This window comes from Bradyrhizobium sp. UFLA06-24 (assembly GCF_054967145.1).
On sequence record NZ_JADFUE010000083.1, the window covers coordinates 1 to 23,918 of the forward strand.

The following is a 23,918-nucleotide window of genomic DNA, read 5'->3' on the forward strand; positions in this document are numbered from 1 at the left end:
GGTTGATACTGTCGAGCACGACGGGGCGGCTGGTCTGCGGCGTGTTGGCGACGATCTGGGCGATCAACTCGAACTGCTCGAACGGCCGGTCCGAAAGCAGCTTGGGCCGGCCCAGCAGAAAATATGCTGCGACCGAGACATGGATGAAGACCAGCGAGACCAGGATCAGCGCCGCGATCTGGCCGCTGATGCGGCGGAAGCTGAACAACGAAACGATGTCGGCGGCGCGGATCATGCCTCCTCCACGACAGGCGTGAAGATGTAGCCGCCGATGCGGACGGTCCTGATGACCGACGTGCCTTCCGTCCGGTCGAGCTTGCGGCGCAGGCGGCTGACCAGCACGTCGATGCTGCGGCCAAAGCCGTTTTCGGGACGTCCGCGCGTGATGTTGAGGAGGCTGTCGCGGGTCAGGATGCGGCCCGGCCGTTCGCAGAAGGCCTGCAGCAGATCGAACTCGGCGCTCGTCAGCGGCACCTGTGCACCCTCGGGATCGCGCAGCTCCCGGAGCCTGAGGTCAATCGTCCAGCTCTGAAACTTCAGGCGTGTCACCGCGGCCCCTGGAGACGATGCGCTGTTCCGGCGACGCAGGACCGCGTTGATTCTGGCGAGCAGTTCGCGCGGGTTGAACGGTTTTGCCAGATAGTCGTCGGCGCCCATCTCGAGGCCGAGGATTCGATCGACATCCTCGCCCTTCGCCGTGAGGATGATCACAGGCGTCGGGCTCTCGATGCGCAGGCGCCGGCACAGGCTGAGGCCGTCCTCCCCCGGCAGCATCAGATCGAGCACGATCAGGTCGGCGCGGTTCTGCGAAAGATAACGGTCCATCTCGCGGCCGTTCGTGACGGTATCGACGCCGAACGCATGCTCGCGCAGATAACGCGCGATGAGCTCGCGGGTTGGCCGGTCGTCCTCGACGACCAGGATGTTCTGAGTGACGCCGGTCATGATTGAAATCGCATCGGGAGCCCCGATCGTTGATCGATTTGCGGACGCTTGTCGCGTCCGAAGAACTACGGTCATGATGCAATCCTAGGGTCAGTCACGGCTCAGCGCCACCACGGGATCGAGGAAGGCGGCGCGGCGGGCGGGAAAGAAGCCGAAGCCGATGCCGATCCCGGTCGAGGTCAGGAATGCCGCTCCGATCGAGAACGGCGAATAGCTCACGCCAAATCCGGGAATCGCGATGTTGATGGCGGTGCCGAGCAGCACCGCAATCAGAATACCGGCGATGCCGCCGATCGAGGAGATCAGCGTCGCTTCCACCAGAAACTGCTGGAGGATGTCGCTGCGTCTCGCGCCGACCGCCATGCGGACGCCGATCTCGCCGATCCGCTCGGACACCGACACCAGCATGATGTTCATCACGCCGATGCCGCCGACGATCAGCGAGATCACCGCGATCGCGGCCACCAGGAAGGCCAGCGTCTGGGTCGTGCTGGTGATGGTGCGGCGGATGTCGTCGGTGTTGAGGATGACGAAATCCCTGGTGTTGTGGCGTTGCGTCAGCAGCGTGGTGACCGCATCCTGCGCCAGGCTGGTCGAGACATCGTCGCTGATCCGCAGCAGCACGCTGCGCAAGGACGAGTCGCCGGTGAACTGCGCCTGCACGGTGGTGTAGGGGAGATAGACCGACAGGTTCTGGTTCGAGCCGAACCCGCCCTGCTGTTGAGCGATCACGCCGACGATCCGGCACGGCACCTTGCCGAGCCAGATGATGCGGCCGATCCCCGCGGTCTGGTCGTCGGCGAAGAAGGTCTTGCGCGTGTTCTCGTCGATGACGACCTGGCGCTCGATGTTGTGGACCGCCTCGCTGCCGAACAGGCGGCCCTTTGCCAGTTTTGCGCCCTTGACCAGGAAATAGCTCTCGCCGACGCCGTTGACCAGCACGTTGGATTCATTGCCGCGATAACGCACCGTCGTGCTGGTCGACACCGTCGGCGTTACGCCGGCAATGAAAGCCTGCCGCTCCAGCGCGCGGGCGTCGCCGAGCACGAGCGTCTTGATCTTGCCGGCGCGCGCGTCGCCGAAATCCTTGCCCGGAAACACCTCGATCGTATTGGTGCCGAGACTCGAGATGTCCGACAGAACCTTGCGCTGGGAGGCGTTGCCGAGCGCAACGACGGAAGACACGGCGGCGATGCCGATGATGATTCCGAGCATGGTCAGGAAAGCGCGCAGCCGGTGCGCGGCCATCGCGACCAGCGCCATGCGCGAGGCCTCCCGCAGCCGGCCCAATGCGCTCGCCCAGCCGGCGTCGCCGTGCTGCGTCGTGCGGGATGTGACCGGAGGCGGCTCCGAGACCGTCGCGGTCTCCGCACGACGGTCGGAGACGATCCTGCCGTCCCTGAGCTCGATGATGCGGCCGGCCCGTGCGGCGACATCGCCGTCGTGGGTCACGATGATGATGGTGCGCCCTTCGAGATGCAGCTCTTCGAGGATCTTCAGCACCTCTTCACCGCTGCGGCGGTCGAGCGCGCCGGTGGGTTCGTCGGCCAGGAAGACCTCGGCGCCGTTGATCAGGGCCCGGGCGATCGAGACGCGCTGCTGTTGGCCGCCCGAGAGCTGGTTCGGGCGATGGCCGCCTCGATCGCCGACGCCGAGACGGGTCAGCAGCGCTTCTGCGCGTAGCCGCCGCTCCCGTGCGCCGATGCCGGCATAGACGGCGGGGATCTCGACATTCGCGGCGGCGGAGAGGTCGCCGAGCAGATGGTAGCGCTGGAAGATGAAGCCGAAATGCTCGCGACGCAGCGCCGCCAGCGCGTCGGCGTCGAGCTCGGCGACGTTCTTGCCCGCGACGCGATAGCTCCCGGAGCTCGGGCGGTCGAGGCAGCCGAGGATGTTGAGCAGTGTCGATTTGCCCGAGCCGGATGAGCCGATGATGGCGACCATCTCGCCCGGCGCGATGCTCAATGAGAGATCATCGAGCGCGACCACCTTGGTGTCGCCGGCTGTGAACTCGCGGCGGACCTTGTCCAGCGCGATGATGGGGCCCGTCATGTCAGGGACCTCCCGGCGGCCCGCCCGGCATGCCGTGCGATGCGGTCTGCTCGTTCGCTTCGCCCGTGACGACCCGTTCGCCCTCGTCGAGTCCGGACTTGATCTCCACGATGGTGCGATCGTTGAGGCCGGTCTTGACCTCGCGCTCCCTGACGTCGCCGGAAGCGGCGAGTGTGCGCACGGTGCTGCGGCCGTCGGATTTTCGCATCACGGCCAGCGCCGGGATGACTTTCACGCGGCTCGCCTCGCCGGTGATGATGTGCACCTCGGCGGTCATGTAGGTCCGCAGCGCAAGATCCTTGTTCGGGACGGTGAAGACGCCGATGTAGTAGATGGCCGTGCTAGTCGAGCTCGACGAGCTCGTGCTGGAGCTGGACGACGACGTGGTGGTCGAGGAGAAGCTGGCATCGTTCTTGATCGATTCCGGCGCCGGCTCGATCTGCTCCAGATGCGCCTCGTAGCGATGGTCCTGGTCGCCGAGGATGGTGAAGTAGAGCGATTGCCCAGGTTTGACCTTGACGATGTCGGCCTCCGAAATCTCCGCCCGCACCGTCATCGTCTCGAGCTGGCCGAGCACGACGATGGTCGGCGCGGATTGCACCGCGTTGACCGTCTGACCTTCCTGCACCACGGTGGCAAGCACCGTGCCGTCGATCGGCGCGGTGATGCGGGTGTAGTCGAGATTGACCTTTGCTGTTTCGACGCTGGCCTCGGCGCCGACGATCAGCGCCTCCAGTGCCGCGATCTGGGCGCGGGTCTGTCGCACGGTCGAGTCCGCGCTGTCGAAGTCGCTGCGCGAGGTCGCGCGCTGGGCCAGCGTGGCCTGCTGGCGCGCGAGGTTGGCTTCGGCCAGCACCAGCGCGGCCTCCTTCTCGGCCTTCTGCGCGCGATAGTTCTTCAGCGAGGCTTCCGAGTTGCGCAGATCGTTCTGCTTGGTGACGGGATCGATCTGGGCGATCACGTCGCCGGACTTGACCGTGTCGCCGACGCGAACGTTGAGCGCGGTGATCCGGCCCGACACCTGCGCGCCGACGGCGGTCAGCCGCGCCGGCTTGAGCGTGCCGCTGGCGAGCACCTCCTCGCGCAGATCGCTGATGGTGACGGGCGCCGTGATGTAGGACTGCGTCTTGCTGGAGCTGCCCGGAAAGCGCGTCGCCGCGACCACGCCCATCGCCACGACGGCGACCACGGCCGCGGCGATCTTCACACGCCGTGTGATGATGATCCCGGTCACTTCAGCGCCTCCCGCAAATGAGGTCCGGTATTGGTATCGACGATGAGCGGGGCCGAGGTGTCGACCGGCTCGACCCAGCCGCCGCCGAGCGCCTTGGCGAGCGCGATGTAATCCTTGGCTGCCGACACCTTGCTCTGGATCAGGGAATCCTCGGCCGAATAGAGCGAGCGCTCGGCGTCCAGGACGTCGATGAAGCTGGCGCTGCCGGTCTCGAACAGCGATCGCGACAATTTTGCCGCCTCGCGGTAGTTGTTCGCCGCTTCGGTCAGCTTGACCGCGCGGATGCGCTCCTGCGACAGGGAGACCAGCGCGTTCTCGACATCCTCCAGCGCGGTGAGCAGGGTCGAATGGAAGGTCGCGAAGGCCTGGTCGCGTTGCGCTTCGGCAATCCTGACGGTGGCGAGGCGCTTGCCGGCATCGAACACCGGCACCGTCACCGAGGGCCCGACCGACCAGCTCACGCTGGAATATTTGGCGAGATCCCCGACGCGCAACGCCGACGTGCCGACCGAGCCGGTCAGCGACACCGCCGGATAGCGGTCGGCCTCGGCCGCACCGATCTTGGCGGTTGCCTGCGCAAGCTTGCGCTCCGCGCTGGCAACATCGGGACGGGTCGTGAGGAGATCGGCGGGCAGTCCCGTCGGCAGCGGCATGCGCGGCGCCGGCACGGGCGCCGAGCGGGCCATCAATCCGGCAACGGCGTCGGGCGGCCGGCCGAGCAAAATGCCGAGCCGGTGGACATCGGCGGCGAGCGCGGCCCGATAGGTCGGAACGTTGGCCTCCGTGCTCGCGGCCTGTGCGGTGGCTTTGCTAAGATCGACGGCGTTGCCGCTGCCGGCGTCATATTTGCTGCGGGTGAGCTTTTCGGTGTCGCGCTGCGAGACCGAGGTGCGAATTGCCAGCGCAATCCGCGCCTGGTAGCCGCGTGCCTCGACATAGTAGGAGGCGACGTCGCCGATCAGCGTGACGAGGCTGTCGCGCAGATCTTCGCCGGCAGATTGCTCGCCGCGCACCGCCGCCTCGATACTCCGCTGCGTGCCGCCGAACAGATCGAGCTCCCAACTCGAATCGAAGCTTGCCTGATGCAGCGCGTAGGGCGCGGTGTCGACTAGCGTGGAGGCGGAGCCCGCGCTGGTTTTGTTGTCGGTCACCTCGGCAGTGCCGCTGACGGACGGAAACAGGCCGGCGGCGGTCTGCTGCACCGTTGCACGCGCCTCGCGCACCACAGCCTTGGCTTTGAGGACATCAGGATTGGCCGCGACGGCTTGTTCGATCAGCCGGTTGAGCAGGGGATCGCGCAGGCGCAGCCACCATCGATCGAGCGTGCCGCTCTCGCGCCGCGACGTCGTCTTGCTGCTCCAATGCGACGGCAGTTCGGGTTTGGGCGGGCCGCCGTAGTCCGGACCGACCGCGCAGCCCGCCAGCGCGCCGCCCAGCATCAGCGCGGCAGCGACGGAGCGGAGTGCCGACATCGGCTCGCGCCGCAATCGCGGCGTGCGAGGACCGGTCTCTTTTGCGGCTGGCACACAGACAACGGCGAACGAGTGAAACGACATCAGATCGGCAAAAATCCAAGGATATGGCCGGGGAAGGGGGCCTTTGTCCCCTCGAGCCGGCCGCCTGCGCGCAAGCGAGGCCCGGATCAGGTGCCGGTCGATCGTGGCGTTTCGGCAGAAGAAATGTTTCCGTATGTAAACAGATATTGCGCGGCATCTCCCTGCCCGCCGGGCTGCCGCCGGGCCGGCACGGAGCGTCAATCGCCCTGCTCCGATGGGAGCCGCGAGAAGCGGAAATTGCAATGGCTCGCGCCACCCGCCAGCGTCTGCGTCCGTTCCAGAAGAATGCCGCGCGTCGCGTAGGCGTCGAAATCGAGCCCGCAAATGTTCGGCAGGATGTCCTTGTCGCCATGGCGGCCTGCGAATTTGCAGAAGCCGCAGGCCCGGCAGTTGATGCCGAATTCAAAACTATCGTCCGGCCCAGGCGCGACGAAATCGTAGACGAAATCTTCCGGGAATTCTGCCTGATGGCTCTCCGTCGTGCTTCTTGCCGCCTGCTCGCGCAGCAAGGCCTGGTTTTCCGGCGACATGAATTGACGCCCCGCGGCGAGACGTTCGGCCTCGGGCTTGGTGAGCAATTGCGCCTTGTGAGTCCGCTGCTCGATGTCGCGGATCACGGGCAGCGGCACGCCGTGGCGCCGCAGCACGCGGCTCGTCGCCATGAAGCCGGTGAGACGGATGAAGACCTCGCTCATGCGGCTCGCCGCGCCGCCGACATAGGGCATCTGGGTCAGCACGATCTCGAGTTCGTCCATGACCTCCCGCTTGATGCCGTCGATGTCGGACAGATGCGCGCGTTCGCGCAACATCGGCTCGGCGAGATCTAGGCGATGGCGCATCGCCGCCTCCATGGCGCCGCGATGCTGCTCGTAGAAAGGATGGATGGTCTCGGCCACTGGGCACCTCAGGGATTTCAGGATGTTGCGAACCGACCGTATCCGGCGGCATCCCCGCGGTGCAAAGCACCATTGCTTCGCTCCAGCACTAGAAAATCTATTGCAAGACCGCGGCCCGCCAGTGTCAAACTGCGGCGCGATGACCTACACCCTCCCGCCACTCAACGCACTCCGCGCCTTCGAAGCCGCCGCGCGCCATCTCAGCTTCAAGCTGGCCGCGCACGAACTGCACGTGACGCCCGCCGCTGTCGGGCAGCAGGTGAAAGCGCTCGAGGCGCGCCTCGGCGTGCAGCTGTTCGAGCGGCTGCACAAGCAACTCATCCTGACCGCGGCCGGCCAGGCGTATCTGCCTGGAGTCTCCGACGGCTTCCGCCGCATTGCTGATGCGACCTCGCAGTTGAGACCGGCAGGCGCGGTGCTGCTGCAACTGGGCGTCCATGCCAGTCTCGATCTGCGCCGCCTCGCTCTGGCGGCGTTTCGCGAGACGCATGCCGAGATCGGCTTGCGCGTGCTCCAGCCTGCCGGCTTGCATGAACTGGTCGAAGGCAAGGTCGATCTCTTGATCGCCCGCGGCCTCGGCCGTCATCCCGGCTATCGCTGCGACCGCATTGGTGAGGGATCCGGCCTGGGCGATTGGCTGATCGCGCCCGAGGGCACCGCGGATTGCCCGGAGATCGTCAGTTTTCGCGAATGGCTGCGCAGCCAGGCGACCGGGAAACGAAGCGTAAACCGTCCGCGACTGGTCGGCGGCGTCGGATAGGTTTCGGTCACGGATGGTTGACCGGGATCAACGACTGTTTTCCGCGCGCGGATATGTTAGTGAGGTCGTGTTCCGGCCTGACAAGGTAAGTCGCTCTTGCGGTTCGTTCGTACCATTCTGGCTCTCGCAATCGCCATATCCTTGGCGATGCTTCCCGTTGGCGCGTCCGCAGCCCAGCTTGCCATGTCGCCTGACGACATGCAGACGACCATGCACATGGGCGGCGATGCCGACATGTCGATGGACGATTGTTGTCTCGACATGAAGGGGACGGGCTCTCACGCCGGTTACAAGTGCGCGATGGGCTTCTGCTGCGTCGGCGGGATGATCGCGCTGGGCGATGTCAGGCCCATTGCTTTCCAGCATATCACCGTTGCCGCGAGCAAGATCGCCATACCGGCCGATCAGGTCGTCTCCTTGCACGGCAGCAGTCCTCCCTTCCGACCTCCTCGAATCTGATCTCGCAAATCCTAAAGACGCGAGCGGCACGCCTGCTCGCGACGACGACTGACGTGCGCGCAGCCATGCGCCACGGCGGAAGATCAGATCATGAGGACAGGACTATGTTTTCCAAATTCAGCACTGCGGCTCTGGCCGCCACCCTTTCGCTTGCCGCAACCGCCGCCATGGCGGGCGCCGGCGACTACACCTTCGAACCGGTCAAGGCGGAGATGAAGAAGGGCGACGACGTCACGCTCGCCGTTCGCCTGACCAACAAGCAAACCGGCAAGCCGGTGGCGGACGCGGTCGTCTTCAAGACCCGCGTCGACATGGCCCCTGACGGAATGGCCGAAATGGAATCGGCGGTCGCGCCGCTACCGTCCAGGGAGCCGGGCGTGTACGCCTTCAAGACGGACCTGCCGATGGCCGGCCGCTACCAGCTGACGCTGTCTGTAAAGGTGCAGGGCGAACCGGAGACGGTCACCGGCAAGGTGGTCGTCACGGCGACCAAGTGAGCGTTCGGGCGCTGCCTGGCGGCGCCCGACATTTCCCTTTTTGAATCACACGGACGCGTGCACGAAGGGTGCGCGGATACACGCCATGAAAACGCTGCGTCTCCTGACGGTTCTTGCGCTGGGCGGTAGCCTGGTCGCGAGCTTCACTTGGTCTTCAAACGGTGCGCGCTTGCTTGCCGGCGCCGCGTTCAGCTCGGTGGCATCGGCGGCGGACCGGCCGCCGCTCTACTACCGTGATCCCAGCGGCGCGCCGTTCTGGTCGGCGGGTCCGAAGCAGGACGAGCGCGGGCGGGATTACCTGCCGGTCTACGAGGATCAAGCGATCGCGCCGCAGCCGAAGCCGCAGGCGGAGTCCTCTCGAAAGATATTGTACTACCGCAATCCCATGGGGCTGCCCGACACCTCGCCCATGCCGAAGAAGGATTCGATGGGGATGGACTATGTCCCCGTCTATGAAGGCGAGGACACCGACGACGGCACGGTGAAGCTTTCGCCGGGCAAGATCCAGCGCACCGGCGTGAAATCCGAGCCGGTCGAGCGCCGCGCCATCCGCGTTTCGGTGAAGGCGCCGGGCACGATCCAGCTCGATGAGCGCCGCGTCTCCGTCATCGCGATGCGCGCCGAGAGCTTCGTGCAGAAGGTCGCGGACGTCACCACCGGCACGCGGGTGAAGGCCGGCCAGCCGCTGATGGAGATCTACAGTTCGGCGGTCGCATCCGCCGCGGCGGAATATCTGGCGACGATCACCTCCAAGGTGGTTGGCGGCGTCGAGATGTACGGCCGCGGCTCGCGCCAGCGCCTGGTCAATCTCGACGTGCCGGAGCCCGTGATCGCGGAGATGGAGAAGACGCGCGCTGCGCCCGTCACCATCAGTTGGTCGGCGCCGCGCGACGGGATTGTCCTGGAGCGCAACGCGATCGAGGGCATGCGGGCCAATCCCGGCGATGTGCTGTTTCGCATCGCCGACATTTCGATGGTCTGGGCGCTGATCGACGTCGCCGAGCGCGATCTCGGCAATATCGCGGTCGGACAGCCCGTGACGGTGCGCGCGCGCAGCTTTGCGGGTCGGAGCTTCACCGGCAAGATCGCAGTCGTCTATCCGCAGGTGAACCGCGACACCCGAACCGTTCGTGTCCGCATCGAGCTGGCCAATCCCGACGCGATGCTGCTGCCCGACATGTATGTCGATGCCGACATCGACACGGCCGGCGCGGCGCCCGTCCTGGCGGTGCCCGACAGTTCCGTGCTCGACACCGGCGCCCGGCAGGCCGTCCTCGTCGACAAGGGGGAGGGGCGTTTCGAGCCGCGCCAGGTCCAGCTCGGTCGCCGCGGCGGCGGCTATATCGAGGTGCGGCAAGGACTTGCGGAAGGCGAGGCGGTGGTCACCTCCGCCAACTTCCTGATCGATGCGGAAAGCAATTTGAAGGCGGCCCTCAAGGGCTTTGCCGACGCCGCGCCGCGAGCGCCCGACGCTGGCGCGATGGGAGAGCACAAATGATCGCCCGCATCATCGCCTGGTCGGCGCGCAACCTGCTGCTGGTGTTGTTCGGCACCGGCTTTGCCGCCGCGGCCGGCCTCTACGCGCTGATTCACCTTCCGCTCGACGCGATCCCGGATCTCTCGGACACGCAGGTCATCGTCTACACCGAATATCCCGGGCAGGCGCCGCAGGTGATCGAAGACCAGGTCACCTATCCCTTGACGACGGCGATGCTGACGGTTCCCAAATCGAAGGTCGTGCGCGGCTTCTCCTTCTTCGGCGTGTCGTTCGTCTACGTCATCTTCGAGGACGGCACCGACATCTATTGGGCGCGCTCGCGCGTACTGGAATTTCTCAACGGCGCCTCGTCCAGGCTTCCGGCCGGCGTCACGCCGACCATCGGGCCCGATGCGACCGGCGTCGGCTGGGTCTACCAATATGCCGTCATGTCCAGGGAGTTGAATCTTGCGGACACCCGCACGATCCAGGACTGGAACCTGAAGTTCGCACTGGCCAAGGCCGAAGGCGTCGCCGAGGTCGCCAGCATCGGCGGCTTCGTCAAGCAGTACAACGTCGTGCTCGACCCGCAACGGATGCGCGACCGCGGCATCAGCATGCAAAAGATCCGCGAGGCGATCCGTGCCAGCAACGCCGATGTCGGCGGGCGCACCGTCGAACTCTCCGAGTTCGAATACGTCATCCGCGGCAGGGGCTACCTCAAGAGCATCAACGATCTCGGCAACATCGTGCTGAAGACCTCTGGCGGCACGCCGGTGCTGCTGCGCGACGTCGCCAGCGTCGAGCTTGGTCCGGACGAGCGGCGAGGCATCGCCGAGCTGAACGGCGAGGGCGAAGTCGCCAGCGGCATCGTGCTGCAGCGCTTCGGCGTCAACGCGCTCGACGTGATCGAGAACGTCAAGAGGCGCTTCAAGGAGATCGCGAGCAGCCTGCCGAAATCGGTCGAGATCGTCCCGGTCTACGACCGCTCCAACCTGATCTACGCGGCGATCGACACGCTCAAGCACACGCTGTTCGAGGAAAGCGTCGTCGTCGCCTTCGTGTGCATCGTGTTCCTGCTGCATGTCCGCAGTGCGCTGGTCGCGATCCTGATGCTGCCGGTCGGCGTGCTGATGGCGTTCGGCGCCATGAAGCTGCTCGGGCTCGGCTCCAACATCATGAGCCTTGGCGGGATCGCGATCGCCATCGGCGCCATGGTCGACGCTGCCATCGTCATGATCGAGAACGCCCACAAGCACCTCGAACGCGCCAGGCCCGACCAGTCCCGCGTGCAGATCCTGGTCGATGCTGCATCCGAGGTCGGCCCTGCGCTGTTCTTCAGCCTGCTGATCATCACCGTCTCGTTCATGCCGATCTTCACGCTGGAGTCGCAGGAGGGGCGGCTGTTCAGCCCGCTCGCCTTCACCAAGACGTTCTCGATGGCCGCTGCGGCCCTGCTGTCCGTCACCCTGGTGCCGGCGCTGATGGTGATCTTCGTCCGCGGCAAAATCGTCCCGGAAAGCAGGAACGTCATCAATCGCTTCCTGATCTGGGTTTACCGGCCCGTGATCAAGGGCGTGCTGCGCGCCAAGACGCTGGTGATCGTCGCGGCCATCGCCGTCCTGGCCGTGACGATCTGGCCGGCGCGCCAGCTCGGCACCGAGTTCATGCCGGCGCTGAACGAGGGCACCTTGCTCTACATGCCGACCACGCTGCCCGGCATTTCGGTGACCAAGGCCGCCGAGCTGATGCAGATGCAGGACCGCATCATCAAGTCGTTTCCGGAAGTCGCGTCCGTCTATGGCAAGGCGGGCAGGGCCGCCACGGCGACCGACCCGGCGCCGACCGAGATGTTCGAGACGATCGTCAATCTCAAGCCAAAGGAGCAATGGCGCCCCGGGCTCACCGTCGACGGCCTGATCGCCGAGATGGACAAGGCGCTGCAGTTTCCCGGCGTCTCGAACGCCTGGACCATGCCGATCAAGGCGCGCATCGACATGCTCTCGACGGGAATCCGCACCCCCGTCGGCGTCAAGGTCATGGGCACCGATCTGGTCGAGATCGATCGCCTCGCCAAGCAGGTCGAGCGCGTCCTCAAGGCCGTTCCCGGCACCTCGTCGGCCTACGCCGAGCGCGGCATCGGCGGCTACTATCTGGAGATAGTGCCGGATCGCGAGGCGCTCGCCCGCTACGGCATCCTGATCCAGGACGTTCAGGACACCATCGCGGCCGCACTCGGCGGCCAGACGGTGACGACGACCGTGGAGGGCCGGCAGCGCTTCACGGTGAACATGCGCTATCCACGTGACCTCCGCGACAACCCCAAGGCGATCGCCAGCGACATCCTGGTGCCGATGCCTGCGGGCGGCGCGGTGCCGCTCGGCGAGGTGGCGAAGGTCGAGCCGGCGCGCGGACCGACCTCGATCCGCACCGAGAACGGCCAGCTTGCGACCTACATCTATGTCGACATCAGGGATCGCGATATCGGCAGCTATGTCGCCGACGCGCAGCGTGCGGTCACGGAAAACATCCAGTTTCCCGCGGGCACCTACGTCGTCTGGAGCGGCCAGTATGAATATCTCCAGCGCGCCGCCGCGCGCCTGAAGATCGTGGTGCCGGTGACGCTCACGATCATCTTCCTGCTGCTGTACCTGAACTTTCGCGCGATGACCGAGACCTTGATCGTGATGTTGTCGCTGCCGTTCGCGCTGGTCGGCGGCATCTGGATGATGTGGTGGCTCGGCTTCAACCTGTCCGTTGCCGTTGCCGTGGGCTTCATCGCACTCGCCGGCGTCGCCGCCGAGACCGGCGTCGTGATGCTGATTTATCTCGAGCACGCGCTGGAAGAGGCGAAAGCCAGGCGCAGTGCCGAGGCAAGGCCGCTCACGCGCCGGGATCTGCACGAGGCCATCATGGTGGGCGCCGTCGAGCGCGTGCGGCCCAAGATGATGACCGTGGTCGCCATCATGGCCGGTCTGCTGCCGATCATGTGGAGCAGCGGGACAGGCTCGGAGATCATGCAGCGCATCGCCGTGCCGATGATCGGCGGCATGATCTCGTCGACGCTGCTGACGCTGATCGTGATCCCGGCGATCTTCGGGCTGGTGAAAGGGTGGGGGCTTCCCGCCGGCGATGCGAAGGCCGGTGCAGTGGCGCGCCGCTCCTCGCCGGACATTCCCGAGGCGGCCTGAACTGCCCTCTGACCTCGCTGGCACGGGGGCCCGAGCGCCGTTCGTTTGCCTGCGTGATGCGTCTCACAGTCTGGAAAAACCGCCTGCGATACACCTGCGACCACCAGATGAGAGGGGGCGGCCCCTCCTAGGGAACAGCGGGAGACACACATGACTGAGCATAGCAATCGGAAGCGCAAAGAGCTGGATGAGCGTGAACTGGAGACCGTGTGCGGTGGCTTCATGGATGACGGCGGCTGCATCGGCCCGTGGATCGTGAATGGAAAGATCACCACCCATCAGCCGATGGGCCCGAACCCCTGGCTGCCCGGCGGCATCTTTCACCGCTGAGCACCACACCTCTCAACACGTCTGACACACACATTCTGAAACAGGAGCGACCGTCATGCTGAACTCAAAAAATGGAACGTCTGATATCGTCGAACTGACCGATGCGGAGCTTGAAATGATCGTCGGCGGCAACTGGCTCGGCGATGCCTTCCGCGCGATCGGCAGCGCCATCAAGGGTGCCGTCGAGTGGGTCGGCGGCCTGATCTTTGGCGGCTTGCAGGGCCCTGGCAATTTGCGCGGCCCGTTCGGTCCGGGCTCGGGTCCCGGGGTGCCGCCGCTCTGATCTCATCAAGTTCGTTCGCGACATCAGAGGCCGCTCCGGTTGGCGGCCTCTTTGCTTTTTCCGGCGGCAATTCGGATTGGCTATCGCTGTCCCAAAAAAGTATTGAGCGGGATTTGCGCTTCGTACTGGCGAGCCTTTTCCAGGAGAACGTTGCGCAATTGTCCGTCCGGCAGAAGCTGCGCCTGTTCGCGCGCTTCACGAGCGGCCTCAGCGAGCCTTTCGCTCAGCGTTTTCTCCTGCCGGATCCTTGGTCGTACTTGGCTCATTTGTCCCGTAACGCGGGTTCAGCCGGTGGGTTCCACCTGACGCGCCACGATGTCCGGCGCCGGAACGAGGGGGGCGCCGGTGCGTTATCTCGCATATGCAAGGAGGACATCATGAGCGTTGAAGGCAAGATCAAGGAAGGCGCCGGCTACATCAAGGAAGAGATGAACGAGCACGGCAAGGATGCCGCCAGCCAGCGCAAGGCCCAGGAGGGCCGTGATCTTCGCAACGAAGGCCGCATGGAAGACGGCAAGCCGCCGAAAACCAGCAAGCCGGGCACCGGCCATTAATCCGGTCTGATTTGGAAACCGCCCTCGGTTCATGCCGGGGGCGGTTTTGTGTGAGCTCGCAGCAAGAGGGAGCGCACGGGGGTGCCTTCGGGCGGACGTACCGCGCAACGGCCGACCTCATCCGCGGAGGCCCGAATGCCGCCAACGATCTCACCCCCAGATAACCATGTCGCGCTCGTCATGGCGAGGGACCGACGGACCTTCATCATGCGCAGGCTCCTGAACTGGTTTTTCCGCAATCGTGAAACAGGCGCCATCACGATCGCTCAGAAGCCCAATCTCGTTCTGTGGGTCGTGATGGTGGCAGCCCTTCTGCGGTGGAGCTGGCCGACCGCCGATCAAGTCAGCGTCGCACTGACGGTTGTCGTCAAGGGCGGGCTTCTCGTCTGGGCCGCCGATGAGATCGTACGGGGCGTCAATCCCTGGCGGCGCTGCCTCGGAACGGGGGTTGCCGTCTACGACATGATGACCATTCTGCCGTGAGCTTCGCAAATAGAGGCGAGCCTCGACGTTTCCTTCGAGAAGCAGACTATTCCCCGTGCCCCCCATTTTCTTCTTGGCACTTGCGCAAACAATCGTGAATTGAGCCGCCGCAAGCCAGCGTAACGAAGCGACAAGCGCGGCCGTATAGCCGGCATCCATTGCAAGGGGAAGGCGATATGAAAGAGCTGGCAAGTACATTCAACATTGCAGAAGGTGGGACAGGGTCGTACCGGCCCCTCGCGATCCTGCGCTGGGTCATGGTTGTGATCTTCGTGTCGTTCGGCATGCAGAAATTCACGTTGCAGTCGGCGCAGGGCATCGCCCAATTCATCACCAACAGTCCGTTTGTTTCATGGCTTTCGATCTTCGGATTGAGGGGCGAGGCCTACTTTCTCGGTGTCACCGAATTCGTGATCGCCGCCTTGCTGGCCGCCGGTGCCTTCAGTCCGTTCATGGGCGTTGTTACCTTTGCCGTCACCTGGTCGTTCTTTTTCACCACCCCTGGAGTCGTGAGATGGAGCCTTTCGACCGATCCGATGGCCTGGAATCTGGCGGGCGAGTTCCTGTTCAAGGACATCGTCCTGCTGGGCGTATGCGTCGTGCTGCTCATCGCATCGCTGCCGCGGGCCGGGATCCGGTCAGGTACCAACGCAACATAGGAGGTTTGGACAACATGATCGACGACGTGATCGTTATCGGCGATCTGAAATTGCGTCATGATGCGTCCATCGACGAGCATAACGAGCTTGGAGAACGCATGTATGGCATTGTGAGCCAGTTGCCGGGCTTCATATCCGTCAAATCGTTCAAATCAGAAGACGGGGAGGAATTGACCATTTTCCGATTCTCCTCGGAGAGCGCGCTGGAGGCTTGGCGGACCCATCCTGAACATGTCCGGACGATGAAACGAGGCCACGCAGAATTCTACGTCAGCGGCTTTTTGCAGATCTGCAAGGTTATCCGAGAAGTCGGCCCGTTCGATCACGCGGGGAAGGCCTCATAGAGTTTGCCGCGGCAGCGGGGGACCGGTAGGCCACGCGGCGTCGTTGGATACGTCGCCGCGTGGCATCTGGCCCGGTCAGAAATTGGCGCTCAGGCGCGCGTTGATCGAGCGGCCTGGTCCCCTGACATTGTAGCATAACCCGTGTTGGTGGTGAGATTTGCGAGGTCACTTGCTTGCCGGGAGGGGTCTCCTGTCGTGGGACACAATAGTGATTCCCTGGCCACGGCAACTTCCGTCCGGACATGAAAAAACCGCGACGGATTTCTCTGCGCGGATGTTGCAACTATCGATCGTGCGGCCTGCCGGTGTTTTTGCCCGAGGCTGTCAATCGTCGGGTCCCCAGCGCGGTCGCTTTGCCGTGTGATCTGCAACCCTGATTGTCCACACCCACGACACGCAGTATCGGATGGCGGGTCCGACCTACTAGCGATCGATAATTTGCCAACGTGATCCCGGCTCGCTTTGATGGCGGCATGGGCACCAAATCGCGCGAGGTCATCTGGAGCGGCCGCATCATGGGCGCGGAGATTTCCGCCAAGCACGCCCGCGAAGAGGCGAAGAAGGCCGTGCGTGAGGCCGACCGGGCGGAAGCCGAAGCATGGTCGGAGCGGATGGAAGGCTACGGCGGTCCCGCGCAGCCGTCGCCGACGATCGCGCAATGTCTCAACGGCGGCCTCGCCTGGCTCGAGGTCGAGTGCGCCAGGTGCAAGTCGCGCGCGAGCCTGCCGCTCGATGCGATCTGCCGTCCGCGCGACACCCCGATCTGGAAGCTGGAGGCCTCGCTGAAGTGCCGGTCATGCCGCAAGGGGCGCTCCGCGCCGCCCGTTCACATGATCAAGCTGACCGCCACGCAGAGCATCACGCCCTACAAATGGGTGCATCCGACCGAAGAGCGGTAAGCTTGAGCAGCGCTAACGCGGTTCGATCACCTCGCCATCTTTCTTCACGAACCGGCCGACGGGATTTTCCAGCAAGTCGAGCACGACTTCCGAAGGCCGGCACAAGCGCGTGCCTTTTGGCGTCACGACGATCGGACGGTTGATCAGGATGGGATGCGCGAGCATCTGGTCGATCAGCTCCTCGTCCGTCCATTTGGGATCGGCGAGGCCGAGATCCTTGTAGGGCGTCCCCTTCTCGCGCAGCAGGGCACGGACCGATATGCCCATCGCTGCTATCAGCTGCCTGAGCGTCTCGCGCGATGGCGGCGTCTTGAGGTATTCGATGACGACGGGCTCGACGCCGCTTTGCCGGATCATCGCCAGCGTGTTGCGCGAGGTGCCGCAGTCGGGGTTGTGATAGATCGTGACGTTCATCGCCGGGTCTCCAGGCATCATTGCCGGGCTTCCAACGCCGTCGCAGCTTTGCCGGCACCTGCTTCGTACCAGTTCCGCGTCGCCTTGACGATGCGGACGACGGACAGCATGACAGGCACTTCGACGAGAACGCCGACGACGGTCGCGAGCGCAGCGCCGGAGTCCAGGCCGAACAGGCTGATCGCCGCGGCAACCGCGAGCTCGAAGAAATTGCTCGCGCCAATGAGGGCGGCTGGAGCCGCAACGCACCACGCCACGCCGAATCGTCGGCTCAGCCAGTACGCCAAACCGGCATTGAGATAGACTTGGACGAGAATCGGAACGGCGAGAACGGCGATGACGCCGGGCTGCCTGACGATCTGCTCCCCCTGGAAGCCGAACAGCAACACCAAGGTTGCGAGCAGTGCAACCAGCGACAAAGGCTGCAGCATTCGCATGACTTGGCCGAAGCTGTCGCCGCCTTTTTGCAGCAACACCTTGCGCCACAGCTGTGCGATGAGGACCGGCACGACGATGTAGAGCAGGACGGAGAGCAGCAGCGTGCCCCAGGGGACGCTGATGGAGGCCACACCGAGCAGCAGCCCTACCAGCGGCGCGAACAGGAACACCATGATCACGTCGTTCAGGGCGACCTGACTGAGGGTGTAATGCGGCTCTCCCTCGCACAAATTGGACCACACGAACACCATCGCGGTGCAGGGCGCGGCAGCCAGCAGAATCAACCCGGCGATATAGGACGAGATCTGGTCAGCCGGCAGCAGCGGAGCGAAGAGGTGGCCAATGAAGAAGGAGCCCAACAGCGCCATCGAGAACGGCTTGACCGCCCAGTTGATGAAAAGGGTCACGCCGACGCCGCGCCAATGCTCCCGGACCTGACTGAGGGAACCGAAGTCGATCTTCAGCAACATCGGCACGATCATGAGCCAGATCAGCACCGCGACCGGCAGGTTGACCTTGGCGATCTCGGCGGCTGCGACCGCGCCGAAGAAGCCCGGCGTGACGTGCCCCAGCGCCACGCCGACGATGATGCAGAGCGCAACCCACAGGGTGAGGTACCGTTCGAAAATGCCCATCGTCACGCCACATCATGTCTGCCGGACGCCGCGCCATCGGAGCGGCCGATCTCGCGCAGCCTGGTGCCGAGCGAGAGCTTGTCGATGCTCCGCAGCGGCAGGTTCGCGAAGGTATCAATTCGATTTTTGAGATAGCGGAACGCGGTGACGAACGCCGCCTGCTTTTCCAGTTCCGAGCCCTCAGCCGCGGCCGGGTCCTCGATGCCCCAATGCGCCGTCATGGGCTGACCTGGCCAGATCGGGCATGCTTCGCCCTCGGCGTTGTCGCAAACCGTAATGACGAAATCCATGACCGGCGCATCAGGGGCGGCGAACTCCAGCCAACTCTTCGAGCGCATCCCGTCGGTCGGGTAGTCCATGGTTTCCAGCGTGCGCAACGCCAGCGGATGCACGGTGCCTTTTGGCGCGCTGCCGGCGGAGAAGGAGCGAAAGCGACCCGCGCCGTTCTTCCGTAGGATCGACTCGGCCAGGATGGATCGCGCCGAATTGCCGGTGCATAGGAACAGGACGTTATAAACGCGATCAGGCACGACTTCGCTCCTTTCGCTTCGGCGCGCAGCAGGACTGCAAGGTTTGAACGACGGGATCGCAGACTTCAGGACGTCCGCCGCAGCAATCGCGCAGCAGGAAGACTGCAACGTCGCGAAACGCACCGAGATTGGCGCGGTAGATGATCGAGCGGCTCTGCCGTTCGGAGGAGACCAGGCGCGCGCGGCTCAGAACCGAAAGATGCGCCGAGAGCGTGTTCTGGGGCACCTCCAGCAGGCGGGCGAGATCGCCGGCCGCAAGGCCGTCAGGCTCGTGCCGAACCAGCGTCCGGAATGCCTCCAGGCGGGTCGATTGGGACAGGGCGGCGAGCGCCAGGGTGGCCTCTTCTATTTCCATATATCCAGATTTATAGAATTATTGCCGCTGCGTCAACGGGACTCCGATCATCTTGCCTGGTATTTCGAACTTTCTAGAAATATGGTTTGACAGACGGCGGGAGGTGGCGCATCCTGCCCGCCATGAAGATCGACGACGCAGCAGCACGCCTCGAAGCCCTGGGCAACCGGACACGGCTCCAGATCTATCGGGTGCTCGTCCGGGCAGGGCGCCCGGGCATGCCGGTCGGGCGTTTGCAGGAGAAGCTCAAGATCCCGGCTTCGACGCTGTCTCATCACATCAAGACCCTGGTCTCGGTCGGGCTGGTCAGTCAGATCAGGGAATCCACGACCCTGATCTGCCACGCCAATTTCGATGCGATGCGGGGCTTGGTGGATTTCCTGGCGGCGGAGTGCTGCGCGGACGAAATCGGATGCAGGGACAAACAGACCGCAGCGTGATTTTTTTTGACCTCAGTAATTCGATGATTCTAGAATGATGGGAGAAGATCGGTGCATGACAAGACGGTAGCGATCATTGGAGCAGGGCCGGTCGGCCTCGCCGCCGCAGCGCATGTGCTCGAGCGCGGGATGTCGCCGATCGTGCTGGAGGCCGGACCGGAAGCCGCGCACGCCATTCGTCAGTGGCAGCACGTTCAGCTGTTCTCGCCATGGGAATACAACGTCGACAAGGCGGCCGCGCGCCTGCTTGCGCCGACGGGATGGAATTCGCCGGACCCGCAGTCCTATCCGACCGGCGGCGAATTGATCGACCGATATCTCGATCCGCTCGCGACGCGCACGCCGCTTCGCGAGGCGATCCGCACCTGCAGTCGCGTCACGTCGATCAGCCGCGCCGGCTTCGACAAGGCCAGGACGAAGGGCCGGGAGCAGGCGCCTTTCGAAATCTTCTATCAGAACGGCGGGGGTCCCGAAGTGCTGCGCGCCGATGCGGTCATCGACGTGTCGGGCACGTGGTTCTCTCCCAATCCCGCCGGCAGCAACGGTTTGGCCGCGATCGGCGAGCGCGAACGGGCCGACCGTATCGCCTACGGCATGCCCGACGTGCGCGGCGCCGACCGCGCCCGATACGCCGGCAAGACGGTTGCGGTGCTCGGTGCCGGCCATTCCGCCTTGGGCACACTGATCGATCTGGTGCGACTCGCGGACGAGGTGCCCGGCACGCAAGCCATCTGGCTGCTGCGCGGCGCCGACCCCGCAAAGGCTTTCGGCGGCGGCCGCAATGACAAGCTGGCCGCGCGCGGCGAACTCGGGTCTGCCTTTGCCGCACTGGTGACCGCCGGAAGGATCCGGGTCGAGACCGGCTTTGGCGTCACGCATCTGTCGGAGTCCGAGGGCCGTCTCGTCATTTCGGCAGGCGAAGCGCGGAGCGTTATGGCGGATGAGCTGGTTGTTTCGACCGGTTTTCGTCCCGATCTGTCCTTCCTTTCCGAACTGCGGCTTCGGCTCGATCCCGCGATCGAGGCACCCGCAGCGCTCGCGCCGCTGATCGATCCCAACGAGCATAGCTGCGGGACGGTCCGTCCCCACGGCGCGCGCGAACTCGCCCATGACGAACCGGGCTTCTATCTCGCCGGCATGAAGTCCTACGGCCGCGCACCGACCTTCCTGATGATGACTGGCTACGAGCAAGTCCGCTCGATCGTCGCTGACATCGCGGGCGACAAGCAAGCCGCGGCGCGGGTCGAGCTGGTGCTGCCGGAGACCGGTGTCTGCACACGCGGCGGGGTCGAACCCGCGGCTGCAGCGGGATGTTGCGGTGGGCCGGCGAAGCAGGAGCCGTCAGCCTGCTGCGCCGCAGATGAAACGGCCAAGAAGGCGGGCCGCGCGGGGTGTGGGTGCTCATGAGCAAGCCCGCACGAGCCGAGCTGGAGACGGGAGGAGCACATTCGTAGCTCGAGCGGCTGGCCCCTGATCGCGATCATGTGCATCGGCCAGGTCGGCAATCTCCTGCCGCACGTGACGCTGTCGGCCAATCTGGCGCAGCATCTGATGCCCGCGTGGGGACTTTCCGCCGCCGAAGGCGGGTTGATGGCGAGCGGCTACGCGTTCGGCTACATGCTGGCCGTGCCGGTGCTGACGACGTTGACCGATCGCATCGATGCGCGGGTCGTGCTCCTGTGCGGCTCGATCGTCAGCGGCCTTGCGACCGTGGCATTTGGCGTCTTGGCTGAAGGCTTCTGGTCGGGAACGATCATCTGGTCGATTGCGGGTTTGGGGTTTGCCGGCGCCTACATGCCGGGGCTCAAGGCTCTGACGGACCGATTGCCCGCCGGGGACACGTCGCGGGCGGTCACGCTGTACACGTCGAGCTTCTCGGTGGGCGTCGGGCTTTCGTTCCTCGTTGCGCAGGTTCTCGCAGATCGCTGGGGCTGGCGGACCGCTTTCTTTGTCACCGGCATCGGTCCGATCGCGATGGTGATCGCATGTCTTCTGATCGAAGGACGCCGGCCGGCCCCGAAGGCCGGGCGGCTGTTGAACTTCAAGCCTGTCTTCGCCAACCGCGAAGCGCTCGGTTACATCTTTGGTTATGGCGCGCATTGCTTCGAGCTCTATGGCGTCAGGACCTGGCTGGTCGGATTCTGGACTTTCGTCGTGGCGCATCAAGGCGCGCCCGCCTGGTTGACGCCGGTGCTGATGAGCTTCTGCTTCGCGGTGATCTCGATGCCGGCCAGCATCCTCGGCAACGAGGCGGCATTGAAATTCGGAAGACATCGCGCCATCACGTTCGTGATGATGGCATCAGCCTGCGTCGCGATCGTCATCGGTCTCAACGCAAGCGCCCCGGCGTGGCTGCTTGCGTTGCTGCTGATGATCTATGGCCTGACGGTGCCGGCGGATTCCGGCGCGTTGACTTCAGGCATGTCCACTGCGGCCGTCGCCGAGCATCGTGGCGCAACGCTGGCCCTGCATTCCACCGTCGGCTTCGGGCTCTCGGCCCTCGGCGCCTGGGGAACGGGCGTCGCGCTCGATGCCGCGGGCGGACCGCAGAGTGCGCGCGGCTGGCTGCTCGCGTTCATCGTTCTGGCGATTGGAATCTTGATGGGGCCGGTGGCGTTGCTCTGGTCGCGGAAGGCTCGCTTGGAAAAGCAACCATCGTGAGGGCGCGGCTCCGTCATGAAAAACCCGCGCCGGATTGCTCCGCGCGGGTCTGACGAACTTTTGACGATGCCATTCTGCCAGTGTTTTGCCCGACGTGTCAAAGGCGGCCGAAGCGGTGTCGCTTCCGGCATCGGGGTGGTGCTGATCGGCCTTTCGAATTAGCAGCAGTTTCGACACCCCGCTACTGTGCATGGGGTTGTTTTCAGCTTTTGCTTCGCGTGGGGCTCAACGCCCGCGCTTCAGCGCCGCCCGCGCGGCGCCTCGGCCTTGGCCGGCGCTTCGGTCTGCGGCGGCGCGCAGGTCGCGGCTTGAAGCGAGCCTTGCGCCTGCGGCATCAGGCCGGGCTCGGCGGCCAGCGCCTTCATCACGATCAGGCCGGTGGTGCTGGGCGAGTCGATGATCAGGCGGTCGGCCGCGGTGACCTCTTCGTCCTCGGGCAGCGCGTTGTGCTGCGCTTCGGTCATTAGGTCGAGCTCGATCACCTTCTTGCCGGCCGAGCGGTCGTTGATGGCGTAATAGGCGATCTCGTTGCGGGTGTAGAACGACACCGAGGTGTAGGCCTGGCTCACCGGCACGGTGAGCTTGATCGGGCCGCCGGAGAGATCGTAGCGGCAGATCGCCAGCGCGAAGGCCGGGTCCATGAACGGCATCGGCGAGGTCTGCGGATCGGCCAGCGGCAGCTGCGTCACGGCGTTGAGCTTGGTCATCGGCGTCAGCCGCGAATAGGCGTCCTGGGTCGCGATCCGCGGCAGCGCCAGGACGCTGACGAGATGGACCACGAGGCCCAGCACCACGCCGGCTAGGATGGTGAAGGCGAGGCGGATCATGAGCAGCCCACCGTCGCGATGGTGGGCATCGGCGCATCGCGCTTGGTGCGCGTCGCAACCCCGACCGGCGTGTCGTAGAGGCGGAACATCAGCGCATAGCGCTCGATGCCCCCGGTCGGCAGCCAGTTGCCGGCGCGCGAGCGCGCGGCGATGTGGATCTCGAACGAGCCGTCGGAGGCGCGCACGATCTCCTGGCTGGTGAAGCCGTAGCGGGCAAGCGAGTTGGCGACGAGATGGCCCTTGCGGTCATACAGCGTCAGCGTCCAGAACCGCGCCGGCGGCGTCACGCCGGACACGACGACGTCGCAGCGGCCGTCGAGCGCCTTCTTCTTGTCGTCCGTGGTCGCGGTGAAGGCGACGCCGTCGCCGGTGCCGATCGGCAGCTCACCGTTGCGTACGATGGTGGCGCGCGAATAGGGATCGACGTCGGCAGTGCCGGTGCGCGGGCGCGCGGTCCAGGCGCCGATGGTCAGCGTGCCGATCTCGGTGCCGCGCGTCGTCGTCATCCAGGTCGCGCCCAAGCCGACCACGGTCGCGAGCAGGAGGGCCGTCAATGTGATCAGGATCAGCCGCACGGGTCTCGATCAGTTCTTGCGCGGGGCGGATGCGTTCGCATTCTCTTCCGCATAGTTCTGCGGGAAGGCGAGCGCGCTCGTCGACGATGCGGGCTTGGCCGGCGTGCTGTCGTCGGAAGCCGATTTGTTCGCGGTCTTGGCGGCGTCGTCGAGCAGCTTCTCGACGCGGACCAGGATGTCGGCGCCGCGCTTGGTCAGGACCGGCGGCGGACCGGGCTTGGTCTCCAGCACCTTAGGCGCCGCATTGGCCTGCGCGTTCGCGATCTGCTCGCGCGGCAGCTTCTGGCCCATGCCGACGCCGGGAATTTCCCGGACCTCGACGCCCTGATGCGCCGCGACCATGATGTCGTGCCAGGTCTGCGCCGGCAGCGAGCCACCGGTCATCCGGTTGGTCGGCGAGTAGTCGTCGTTGCCGTACCAGACC

General features: G+C 65.0%; 26 protein-coding genes and 2 pseudogenes. 15 read left to right on the plus strand and 13 right to left on the minus strand.

Annotated elements, in window-relative coordinates; all coding sequences use genetic code 11:
- The 6 genes and pseudogenes from IF809_RS34390 to IF809_RS34415 all read right to left on the minus strand — a co-directional run.
- Window positions 1-235: pseudogene (locus IF809_RS34390) on the minus strand (ATP-binding protein); the annotation flags it as partial.
- Window positions 232-945 carry a response regulator gene (locus IF809_RS34395; protein WP_453979668.1) on the minus strand — a complete coding sequence of 238 codons (714 nt, stop codon included), beginning with the start codon at window positions 943-945 and terminating at the stop codon, window positions 232-234. The gene IF809_RS34395 and the pseudogene IF809_RS34390, both read right to left, overlap by 4 nt.
- A gap of 90 nt (window positions 946-1,035) precedes the next feature.
- A complete protein-coding gene (locus tag IF809_RS34400; RefSeq protein WP_462839762.1) occupies window positions 1,036-2,997 on the minus strand; it encodes a MacB family efflux pump subunit in 1,962 nt (653 codons plus the stop codon).
- A gap of 1 nt (window position 2,998) precedes the next feature.
- Window positions 2,999-4,231 (minus strand): efflux RND transporter periplasmic adaptor subunit, encoded by a 1,233-nt coding sequence (locus IF809_RS34405; RefSeq protein ID WP_164938787.1) that lies wholly within the window; start codon window positions 4,229-4,231, stop codon window positions 2,999-3,001.
- On the minus strand, window positions 4,228-5,703 hold the full coding sequence (locus tag IF809_RS34410; RefSeq protein WP_128967312.1) for an efflux transporter outer membrane subunit: 1,476 nt from the start codon (window positions 5,701-5,703) through the stop codon (window positions 4,228-4,230). The genes IF809_RS34405 and IF809_RS34410 overlap by 4 nt, the downstream gene beginning before the upstream one ends.
- A 281-nt stretch (window positions 5,704-5,984) precedes the next feature.
- On the minus strand, window positions 5,985-6,683 hold the full coding sequence (locus IF809_RS34415; protein WP_462839763.1) for an L-2-amino-thiazoline-4-carboxylic acid hydrolase: 699 nt from the start codon (window positions 6,681-6,683) through the stop codon (window positions 5,985-5,987).
- Between the two features lie 139 nt (window positions 6,684-6,822).
- Here IF809_RS34415 and IF809_RS34420 point away from each other — a divergent pair, with 139 nt between their 5' ends.
- From IF809_RS34420 to IF809_RS34475, 12 genes are all read left to right on the plus strand, one after another.
- Window positions 6,823-7,443: a LysR family transcriptional regulator gene (locus tag IF809_RS34420; protein ID WP_128967311.1), complete on the plus strand. Its 621-nt coding sequence runs from the start codon at window positions 6,823-6,825 to the stop codon at window positions 7,441-7,443.
- 96 nt (window positions 7,444-7,539) lie between these two features.
- The gene (locus IF809_RS34425) at window positions 7,540-7,902 is read left to right on the plus strand and encodes a hypothetical protein (RefSeq protein WP_462839764.1); all 363 of its coding nucleotides are present in this window, start codon (window positions 7,540-7,542) and stop codon (window positions 7,900-7,902) included.
- A 104-nt stretch (window positions 7,903-8,006) separates the two neighbouring features.
- Window positions 8,007-8,399, plus strand: a complete 393-nt coding sequence (locus IF809_RS34430; RefSeq protein ID WP_128967309.1) for a FixH family protein — start codon at window positions 8,007-8,009, stop codon at window positions 8,397-8,399.
- Between the two features lie 85 nt (window positions 8,400-8,484).
- The gene (locus tag IF809_RS34435) at window positions 8,485-9,897 is read left to right on the plus strand and encodes an efflux RND transporter periplasmic adaptor subunit (protein ID WP_462839765.1); all 1,413 of its coding nucleotides are present in this window, start codon (window positions 8,485-8,487) and stop codon (window positions 9,895-9,897) included.
- A complete protein-coding gene (locus IF809_RS34440) occupies window positions 9,894-13,067 on the plus strand; it encodes an efflux RND transporter permease subunit (protein WP_462839766.1) in 3,174 nt (1,057 codons plus the stop codon). The genes IF809_RS34435 and IF809_RS34440 overlap by 4 nt, the downstream gene beginning before the upstream one ends.
- 150 nt (window positions 13,068-13,217) lie before the next feature.
- Entirely contained in the window at window positions 13,218-13,397 is a 180-nt protein-coding gene (locus tag IF809_RS34445; protein WP_128967306.1) for a hypothetical protein, read from the plus strand.
- Between the two features lie 55 nt (window positions 13,398-13,452).
- Window positions 13,453-13,680, plus strand: a complete 228-nt coding sequence (locus tag IF809_RS34450) for a hypothetical protein (protein ID WP_128967305.1) — start codon at window positions 13,453-13,455, stop codon at window positions 13,678-13,680.
- A 113-nt stretch (window positions 13,681-13,793) separates the two neighbouring features.
- Entirely contained in the window at window positions 13,794-14,234 is a 441-nt protein-coding gene (locus IF809_RS34455; RefSeq protein WP_462839767.1) for a hypothetical protein, read from the plus strand.
- 135 nt (window positions 14,235-14,369) lie between these two features.
- Entirely contained in the window at window positions 14,370-14,717 is a 348-nt protein-coding gene (locus tag IF809_RS34460) for a hypothetical protein (RefSeq protein WP_308421651.1), read from the plus strand.
- Between the two features lie 176 nt (window positions 14,718-14,893).
- Complete coding sequence (locus tag IF809_RS34465) at window positions 14,894-15,376, plus strand: DUF417 family protein (protein ID WP_462839768.1); 483 nt, start codon at window positions 14,894-14,896, stop codon at window positions 15,374-15,376.
- A 14-nt stretch (window positions 15,377-15,390) separates the two neighbouring features.
- The gene (locus tag IF809_RS34470; RefSeq protein ID WP_128967302.1) at window positions 15,391-15,720 is read left to right on the plus strand and encodes an antibiotic biosynthesis monooxygenase family protein; all 330 of its coding nucleotides are present in this window, start codon (window positions 15,391-15,393) and stop codon (window positions 15,718-15,720) included.
- A gap of 473 nt (window positions 15,721-16,193) precedes the next feature.
- A complete protein-coding gene (locus IF809_RS34475; protein WP_462839769.1) occupies window positions 16,194-16,619 on the plus strand; it encodes a hypothetical protein in 426 nt (141 codons plus the stop codon).
- A gap of 12 nt (window positions 16,620-16,631) precedes the next feature.
- Here the strand turns inward: IF809_RS34475 and arsC are convergent, their stop codons facing one another.
- Genes arsC through IF809_RS34495 form a run of 4 tightly spaced genes read right to left on the minus strand, consistent with a single transcriptional unit; the run spans window position 16,632 to window position 18,991 of the window.
- Entirely contained in the window at window positions 16,632-17,033 is a 402-nt protein-coding gene (arsC, locus tag IF809_RS34480; protein WP_462839770.1) for an arsenate reductase (glutaredoxin), read from the minus strand.
- Window positions 17,034-17,050: 17 nt separating this feature from the next.
- Entirely contained in the window at window positions 17,051-18,106 is a 1,056-nt protein-coding gene (gene arsB, locus IF809_RS34485) for an ACR3 family arsenite efflux transporter (protein ID WP_462839776.1), read from the minus strand.
- A gap of 2 nt (window positions 18,107-18,108) precedes the next feature.
- Window positions 18,109-18,636, minus strand: coding sequence for an arsenate reductase ArsC (locus IF809_RS34490; RefSeq protein ID WP_462839771.1), 528 nt, complete (start codon window positions 18,634-18,636; stop codon window positions 18,109-18,111).
- Complete coding sequence (locus IF809_RS34495; protein ID WP_462839772.1) at window positions 18,629-18,991, minus strand: ArsR/SmtB family transcription factor; 363 nt, start codon at window positions 18,989-18,991, stop codon at window positions 18,629-18,631. The genes IF809_RS34490 and IF809_RS34495 overlap by 8 nt, the downstream gene beginning before the upstream one ends.
- Window positions 18,992-19,113: 122 nt before the next feature.
- Here IF809_RS34495 and IF809_RS34500 point away from each other — a divergent pair, with 122 nt between their 5' ends.
- From IF809_RS34500 to IF809_RS34510, 3 genes are all read left to right on the plus strand, one after another.
- Window positions 19,114-19,431: an ArsR/SmtB family transcription factor gene (locus IF809_RS34500; protein ID WP_128967298.1), complete on the plus strand. Its 318-nt coding sequence runs from the start codon at window positions 19,114-19,116 to the stop codon at window positions 19,429-19,431.
- A gap of 51 nt (window positions 19,432-19,482) precedes the next feature.
- Entirely contained in the window at window positions 19,483-20,838 is a 1,356-nt protein-coding gene (locus tag IF809_RS34505) for an NAD(P)-binding domain-containing protein (RefSeq protein ID WP_462839773.1), read from the plus strand.
- Window positions 20,839-20,913: 75 nt separating this feature from the next.
- On the plus strand, window positions 20,914-22,092 hold the full coding sequence (locus IF809_RS34510; RefSeq protein WP_462839774.1) for an MFS transporter: 1,179 nt from the start codon (window positions 20,914-20,916) through the stop codon (window positions 22,090-22,092).
- Window positions 22,093-22,331: 239 nt separating this feature from the next.
- On the opposite strand, the gene IF809_RS34515 is transcribed toward IF809_RS34510, so the two are convergent.
- The 3 genes and pseudogenes from IF809_RS34515 to IF809_RS34525 form a co-directional block, all read right to left on the minus strand.
- On the minus strand, window positions 22,332-22,919 hold the full coding sequence (locus tag IF809_RS34515; protein WP_462839775.1) for a DUF1254 domain-containing protein: 588 nt from the start codon (window positions 22,917-22,919) through the stop codon (window positions 22,332-22,334).
- Window positions 22,916-23,494: a DUF1214 domain-containing protein gene (locus IF809_RS34520; protein WP_128967294.1), complete on the minus strand. Its 579-nt coding sequence runs from the start codon at window positions 23,492-23,494 to the stop codon at window positions 22,916-22,918. Before IF809_RS34520 ends, IF809_RS34515 begins: the two co-directional genes overlap by 4 nt.
- A gap of 9 nt (window positions 23,495-23,503) precedes the next feature.
- Window positions 23,504-23,918: pseudogene (locus IF809_RS34525) on the minus strand (penicillin-binding protein); the annotation flags it as partial.

Excerpts from the sequence above, each read along its gene's own strand:
- IF809_RS34395 (WP_453979668.1), bottom strand. The coding sequence starts at position 945 with ATGACCGGCGTCACTCAGAACATCCTGGTCGTCGAGGACGACCGGCCA.
- IF809_RS34400 (WP_462839762.1), bottom strand. The coding sequence starts at position 2,997 with ATGACGGGCCCCATCATCGCGCTGGACAAGGTCCGCCGCGAGTTCACA.
- IF809_RS34410 (WP_128967312.1), bottom strand. The coding sequence starts at position 5,703 with ATGTCGGCACTCCGCTCCGTCGCTGCCGCGCTGATGCTGGGCGGCGCG.
- IF809_RS34420 (WP_128967311.1), top strand. The coding sequence starts at position 6,823 with ATGACCTACACCCTCCCGCCACTCAACGCACTCCGCGCCTTCGAAGCC.
- IF809_RS34430 (WP_128967309.1), top strand. The coding sequence starts at position 8,007 with ATGTTTTCCAAATTCAGCACTGCGGCTCTGGCCGCCACCCTTTCGCTT.
- IF809_RS34435 (WP_462839765.1), top strand. The coding sequence starts at position 8,485 with ATGAAAACGCTGCGTCTCCTGACGGTTCTTGCGCTGGGCGGTAGCCTG.
- IF809_RS34440 (WP_462839766.1), top strand. The coding sequence starts at position 9,894 with ATGATCGCCCGCATCATCGCCTGGTCGGCGCGCAACCTGCTGCTGGTG.
- IF809_RS34445 (WP_128967306.1), top strand. The coding sequence starts at position 13,218 with ATGACTGAGCATAGCAATCGGAAGCGCAAAGAGCTGGATGAGCGTGAA.
- IF809_RS34450 (WP_128967305.1), top strand. The coding sequence starts at position 13,453 with ATGCTGAACTCAAAAAATGGAACGTCTGATATCGTCGAACTGACCGAT.
- IF809_RS34460 (WP_308421651.1), top strand. The coding sequence starts at position 14,370 with ATGCCGCCAACGATCTCACCCCCAGATAACCATGTCGCGCTCGTCATG.
- IF809_RS34465 (WP_462839768.1), top strand. The coding sequence starts at position 14,894 with ATGAAAGAGCTGGCAAGTACATTCAACATTGCAGAAGGTGGGACAGGG.
- IF809_RS34470 (WP_128967302.1), top strand. The coding sequence starts at position 15,391 with ATGATCGACGACGTGATCGTTATCGGCGATCTGAAATTGCGTCATGAT.
- IF809_RS34475 (WP_462839769.1), top strand. The coding sequence starts at position 16,194 with ATGGGCACCAAATCGCGCGAGGTCATCTGGAGCGGCCGCATCATGGGC.
- arsC (WP_462839770.1), bottom strand. The coding sequence starts at position 17,033 with ATGAACGTCACGATCTATCACAACCCCGACTGCGGCACCTCGCGCAAC.
- arsB (WP_462839776.1), bottom strand. The coding sequence starts at position 18,106 with ATGGGCATTTTCGAACGGTACCTCACCCTGTGGGTTGCGCTCTGCATC.
- IF809_RS34495 (WP_462839772.1), bottom strand. The coding sequence starts at position 18,991 with ATGGAAATAGAAGAGGCCACCCTGGCGCTCGCCGCCCTGTCCCAATCG.
- IF809_RS34500 (WP_128967298.1), top strand. The coding sequence starts at position 19,114 with ATGAAGATCGACGACGCAGCAGCACGCCTCGAAGCCCTGGGCAACCGG.
- IF809_RS34510 (WP_462839774.1), top strand. The coding sequence starts at position 20,914 with ATGTGCATCGGCCAGGTCGGCAATCTCCTGCCGCACGTGACGCTGTCG.
- IF809_RS34515 (WP_462839775.1), bottom strand. The coding sequence starts at position 22,919 with ATGATCCGCCTCGCCTTCACCATCCTAGCCGGCGTGGTGCTGGGCCTC.